This is a genomic window from Candidatus Hydrogenedentota bacterium, from assembly GCA_019695095.1.
GTDB lineage: Bacteria > Hydrogenedentota > Hydrogenedentia > Hydrogenedentales > SLHB01 > JAIBAQ01.
This window is the reverse complement of the sequence record JAIBAQ010000278.1, coordinates 1-5,877: the sequence shown is the minus strand read 5'-3', so window position 1 is coordinate 5,877 and position 5,877 is coordinate 1. Positions and strand designations below refer to the sequence as shown.

The 5,877-nt window shown below is 56.9% G+C and carries 5 protein-coding genes; all 5 read left to right on the top strand.

Annotated features, from left to right (window positions below; genetic code table 11):
• Window positions 1–373: 373 nt before the first annotated feature.
• Entirely contained in the window at window positions 374–1,003 is a 630-nt protein-coding gene (locus K1Y02_24715; GenBank protein ID MBX7259585.1) for a FecR family protein, read from the top strand.
• Window positions 1,004–1,007: 4 nt separating this feature from the next.
• Window positions 1,008–1,640: an OmpA family protein gene (locus K1Y02_24710; protein ID MBX7259584.1), complete on the top strand. Its 633-nt coding sequence runs from the start codon at window positions 1,008–1,010 to the stop codon at window positions 1,638–1,640.
• Between the two features lie 36 nt (window positions 1,641–1,676).
• Entirely contained in the window at window positions 1,677–3,689 is a 2,013-nt protein-coding gene (locus K1Y02_24705) for a CHASE2 domain-containing protein (GenBank protein ID MBX7259583.1), read from the top strand.
• A gap of 295 nt (window positions 3,690–3,984) precedes the next feature.
• Complete coding sequence (locus K1Y02_24700) at window positions 3,985–4,497, top strand: hypothetical protein (protein MBX7259582.1); 513 nt, start codon at window positions 3,985–3,987, stop codon at window positions 4,495–4,497.
• 112 nt (window positions 4,498–4,609) lie between these two features.
• Window positions 4,610–5,877 (top strand): hypothetical protein (locus tag K1Y02_24695; GenBank protein MBX7259581.1); only part of this gene is annotated, 1,268 nt, incomplete at its 3' end.

Sequence of the window (5,877 nt, the reverse complement as noted above, 5' to 3'; positions counted from 1 at the left end):
ACGGAGCTACCCTCCTGCACAGGTTCAGCCAGATCTTTCAGTTCTAACTGCTTATCCTGTTGGGACTTGCCGGTTTCTACGAAGGATCTCTGTGCTTCTCCGGTAGCCCCCAGGCTCTCCAGGACACCCCCTTGCCCCGTCAGGAGAATCATCGGGACACCCCGGGTATAGACATGGCCGCCGATTCCAGGCGCAGCGTTTCTGAGCTTCCCCGATGTTCTTCGACTTTGCAGGCAATCGATGTCATCTTGATGGGGGAAGGTGTTGTCAGGTTATTAGATTGACCTATATAATTACAGCAGTTGTAGATATACGTCGAAGTTGTGGTGTTACTCAATCCGCGATGTCGGCTATGTGAAGGAGACTCAATCCTATGCAGACATGCAAAGTGGCGCTGCTTCTTGCATTCGTTCTGTGGAGTAGTTCCTTGCGAGGCTATGCCCAACCTCACGTGGCAGATAACGATCCGGGGGATGCGGGCCTAAGTGCGGATGTCGAAGTCTACTCGCCGGACGCCTCTTCTCTGCCAGATTCTCTTGGTTCTGAGTCAACAAGCGCGATTCTAATCGCGGCCAACGCCTCCAATCCGACGGAGCCTCCGAAGTCCGAAGACCAAGCACCAGTTAGCGATGAGGTGGGTTCGGTCAAGACGGTGAAAGGAAGTGTGTCTATCGTTAGCGGTGGACAGACAATTTCTGCGGCAGTTGGAACTCGACTGCATGTCGCTGATGTACTGAAAACGGAGAAGGATGGGTCCGTGGGAGTCATCCTCAAGGACGACACGGTCATTAGCCTTGGTCCGTCAAGCGAATTGGAGATGAAGGACTTCAAGTTCGAGCCGAAAGAGGAAGAGTACTCTTTCGTCACGCGCATGGTACGAGGCACCTTTGTATACGTTTCCGGACTGATCGGAAAGTTGTCTCCCGAGTCGGTGAAGATGGAGACGCCGGTGGGCATAATCGCCGTGCGGGGCACAAAACTACTCATTCGTATAAAGGGTTAGTGCTATGCGACACAACATGACAGTCTGTATCCGAACGCGCGCCGCTTGGAGCGCCTTTGTCGCGCTTATGTTCATTGCCGGGATGGGGTGTGCGACTACGAGGAACGTGGTTGTGCTGGTTCCAGACCCCGACGGCCGCCTTGGAAGTGCGCAAGTGACGAATGCGGGGGGCTCCGAGAGCCTGACACGTTCGGGCGATAGCACTGCACTCAAGAGTGCGTCTGCCGCGCCCAGCGCACCGAAACCCATGAGCGCGGCGAATATCCAGAAGATTTTCGCCCCGGCCTTGGCCGCCGAACCGGCGCCGCCTATAAAGTATCTAATCTATTTCAGACGCGATTCCGCCAATCCGGATGAGGCATCGCAAGAGACAATCGGGAAAGTGCTGGCCGCAATCAAGGAGCGCGATTCGCGCGACATCAGCGTGGTAGGGCACACCGACCGAAGTGGCGACGATGCCTACAACCTGAAGCTATCCATCGAGCGAGCAACGCACATCCGGGATTTGCTGGTCCAAGCGGGCGTTCCTAACGACCTGATTGAAGTGAAATCACACGGCGAAGGGAATCCCCTGATCCCAACAGCAGATGGAGTGGAGGAACCGCGTAACCGCCGCGTCGAAGTGGTCGTACGATAGGGCCGCGGGGATGAAAAGCCGCTGCGGGTTTCCGGTATGAATCACGTGCGGCGCAGTCGGCTTTTCGGAAAGCCGAAAGCGTACAAGGGAGTCTTTTTACTTGGACTTCTGCTTGCCGCTCTCTTGGCCACTCTGTTTGTCAGAAGACCCTGGCTGATTCAGGAACTCGACCACCTCGTCTACGACACGCTTCTGAGAACGATGCGCCGCGACCCTCCTCCGTCCAACGTGGTCATTGTGGACATCGACGAAGCAAGTCTTCGCGAATTGGGGCAATGGCCCTGGCCCCGATACCAATTGGCCTTCCTTGTTAAGTCGATAGCCTCGGCGCAGCCCCAATCGCTTAGTATTGACATGATGCTCTCGGAGGTGGACCGCACCTCGCTCGTGCACATTCGCGAGGATCTTGAGCGCAATCTTGGAATGACACTTCCGCTTACCGATATCCCCGCTGATCTCATGGACAATGATCGTATGCTGGCTCAATCGATCAAGCATGCGCCCAGCATCATGGGGACTTGGTTCTCCTTTGAGGATGCCGATGGATCCGTGGGTACTCCGTGTTCGGCTCCGCCGGTAAACGTGGTCTTCTTGCGTGAGAACGAGAGGATACCCTTGCCGGAGTTTCCGCCGGCGACTTCAATGAAGTGTCCGAATGCACAACTTCTTCAATCGGCTCATTCGATAGGTTTTCTGAATTCGATTCCCGATTCGGACGGGCGTATCCGCAGAATGCCGCTCCTGATATCCATGAATGGCGGCATCTATCCCTCTTTGGCGCTGGCGACCACGCTCTTCGATCTCAAGACCAATGAAGTCTTCGTCAAGGTCTCGCCTGCAGGAATCGAGTGCGTCCGCATCGGACAGCGCAGTATCCCCACGGATAGGGCTGGCAACATGTTGCTGCGATTCAGCGGGCCGGGCAATCACTTCCAGCATATTTCCGCCGCTGCCATTCTTCGCGGCGAGGTCTCTTCGGAATTGCTCAAGGACAAGGTGATTTTGCTCGGGACTTCGGCGACGGCTCTACGGGACGTGCAGTATACGCCGTTCGAAAAGGCGGTCTCGGGGGTGGAACTGCACGCACTGGCAATGGACATGATGCTGCGCCAGGAATATCTTCATTCGCCTTCGTGGGAGCATGGCGCCCAGTGGGTATTGGCTTTGGTTCTTGGCGTATTGGTGGCGGCTGGCGTCGCACGGCTGTCACTTGTCTCGTGCGCCTTTTGGTGCGGGAGCGCGGGCGGTCTTTCGTGGTTTGGAAGTCAATGGCTGCTTTCGCAAAAAGGAGTCTTCATTTCACCTGTTCCCGCGCTATCCGCTTTGGCGGTGTGCTTTGTTCTTCTGACCGTGCTGCGTTTCTGGCACGAGGAGCGACGCGCCGGCCGGAATGCAAGGGCGCTGGCCGCGGCACAAAGCTATGCTATCGGCTCTCTGACGTCTCTCGCGGAGACACGGGACCCCGAGACCGGCCGCCACATCGTTCGCACGCAACTCTATGTTCAGCTCCTCGTCAAGCGCCTGGCTCGCGATAAGGGGTTCAGAAAAGTACTCCCCCCCGAAGTGGCCGAGCTCATACCGCAGTGCGCGCCGCTGCACGACGTCGGTAAGGTCGGTATACCGGACTGCATACTCCAGAAGCCTGGAAAGCTGACCGACGAAGAATTCCAGACGATGAAGACGCACACCACACTGGGATACGAGGCCCTGCGAAAGGCACACACGTTCTCTCCCTCGCAAGAGGAAGTTCCGTTTCTAGAGTTGGCTTGCGAAATCGCTTACACGCACCATGAGCGGTGGGATGGAAAAGGATATCCCAGAGGACTGAAAGAAGAGGCCATACCCATTGCAGGCAGGATCATGGCATTGGCCGACGTCTATGATGCATTGACCAGCAAACGATGCTACAAGGAAGGCTTCAGCCATGAACGGGCTCTGGAGATTCTCACTCAAGGACGGGGAACGCAATTCGATCCTCGCGTCGTCGATGCCTTCTTGGCAGAAAGTGCTCAATTCGAGACCGTTGCGAAGAAGTATGCCGACACGTAGAAAAGGCTGTATTTGACGTATCAGGGGAATGGATCTGCACAGGGCGCAGTTCACAATGGACACGATGAAAGCTGAATAAGGTGAACGTCTAATTTCCCGATTCTCTCAACCCTCTTGGTGTTAAGGGAGGAGACCTGCCGGTCGTAAGAGTGGTCCGCGTCACCAGGGATTTCGAGAAAGTCTTGCCGAGATTGTCCAGTTTTCAGCTCCACGCTATGATGAATTGCATTTAAGGCGCGCGTGATTGAGTGTGGATCTGACCAGAGTTCTCTGATGGCCACGGGGAGGGTCACACGTGAACCGGGGCAAAGCAGTAGGAACGGGAGTGGCTGCGGCGCTGGCGATCTACTTTTTGATCGTGCCGATGTTCTGGTGGCTTTCTGAACCCGCGGCAAGCGTCACGATACCGAGTGCGTGGCGGCATGATGTGGATGTGCCGATTCATGTGCGCGTCACGAATCCGCATCCCAATTTCGTCATTCAAGAGGTGCGCGTCACATTCGATTACGCGCCGGGAGACGGCCAGGGTACGCCCTATCCGCGTATTCTCCATCAGGCGGCAAAGAAGCAGGATTGGCCGACGTTCACGCTCAATCGATTCACGTGGCCTTGCTCAAGTGACCTCGACGTGACGCTGCCGCTCGCGGAACTCGCGCGGGATAGCGGTGTGAAGGCGGGGGTATTGAAGGGGCAGGTCCAGGTAACGGTCGATTACGTGCGCGCGACCGGGCGAAGTCATGCTCGCATGGGGAGACTTTCGAATAGTTCCGTGATGATCGCGACACCCTACGAATTGGCATTGGATTAGCGCGCATACTCGTTGGGTATCCGGCTTTCTTTGCTGAAATGAAGTGTCATTGCGTACTACACTCTGCCGCTATTGACGAAATGGGCATCGTGCCGTTGAAGGGGGGACTGGAATGACCGCGCTGGTGGTTGTGGCGTTTGCGCTGGGTGCGCAATTCAACCTAATCGGAAATGCAGGCGACTGGAGCGGCAACACGGACCGGCCTGGCGCGACGATGACGGTGTCGTTGAATGATGGCGTGTTGGCGGCGGACATTGTCTCGGAGGGCGGGGGACAAGAGACATTTCCCAAGTTGATCTGCAAGGAATTCGAGACGCCGCAGGATTGGCGTGACTACACACGGTTGAATGTCCGAATGAGGGTTGTGTCGACCGATCCGAGAGTGAAGACCAAGCCGATGGCGTTTGTCTTCTACGACGAGAAGACGCGCCGGACCGATCTGCCTACTAACGAGATGACACAGCAAATCATCAGTCACTCGATCCCTGTAGGAGAGTGGGTGGACGCTAAGTGTTGGCTCGGAGATATCCGCCGCTCGGCAATCCGAAGAATGGTTGTGTATCTCTACGAAATGCCACCACCTTCGGCGCACTCGTATCGCTGGGAGTTCGCTACGCTGGAGCTGGAGAAGGTCGACGGCGATGCCGAGGTGTTGGAAGGTGCGCCAAAGCTCGAACACACAAGCTCGACGCAGGCCGCCTCGATAACCACCAGCGATGGATTGAGGTTGAGTCTGGATGCAAAGGGCAACGTTGCTAATGTCGAGTGCGACGCGCAGCGATTGGGTGGCGGAAGCGCAGAACCAACGGGACTGCTCGTGCGCGATGTGGGAAACAACGGGCCAGTGCTTCGGGTCGGTGGTGAGGTCAAGCAGGAGCAGGGTGTCATTCGCCAAGCATCCCATCTGGAGGATGCTGGACTCAACGTCGTGGCAACGTACCGGTCCGCGGGTCCGTGTGTGGAAGTGCAGGGGATGGTTTCAGACACGCGCGGTCAAGAGCGCGCGGTAACCGTGTATTTCGCGTTGCCTGTTGCAGATGGGCCGTGGACATGGTGGGACAGCGTGGCTGCTTCGCGCACGGCGTCGGATAACGATCGGGTTCTGGGCTACTTCGAAGGTGGCGTGGGTTATGGGCTGCGCGGCGAACACTCGAAGTATCCGCTGGGCGCGATCACGTGGCCGGGTAACGGCGGTCTGACGTTCGCCATCCGTATGGATGAGCCGATGGTGCACCGCATAGCCTACGTCCCGAAGCTGAGACTCTTCTATATCGCGTTCGACTTTGGGCTGGTCCCTGAGAAACGCATCGATGGGCGGCCATTGTCCGAGGCGCCGTTTCGATTTCTGGTGTATCGCCACGATCCTGCGTGGGGTTTCCG

What these genes read in the sequence shown, in the direction of transcription:
- K1Y02_24715 (MBX7259585.1), top strand. Translation starts at nt 374, where the DNA reads ATGCAGACATGCAAAGTGGCGCTGCTTCTTGCATTCGTTCTGTGGAGT.
- K1Y02_24710 (MBX7259584.1), top strand. Translation starts at nt 1,008, where the DNA reads ATGCGACACAACATGACAGTCTGTATCCGAACGCGCGCCGCTTGGAGC.
- K1Y02_24705 (MBX7259583.1), top strand. Translation starts at nt 1,677, where the DNA reads ATGAATCACGTGCGGCGCAGTCGGCTTTTCGGAAAGCCGAAAGCGTAC.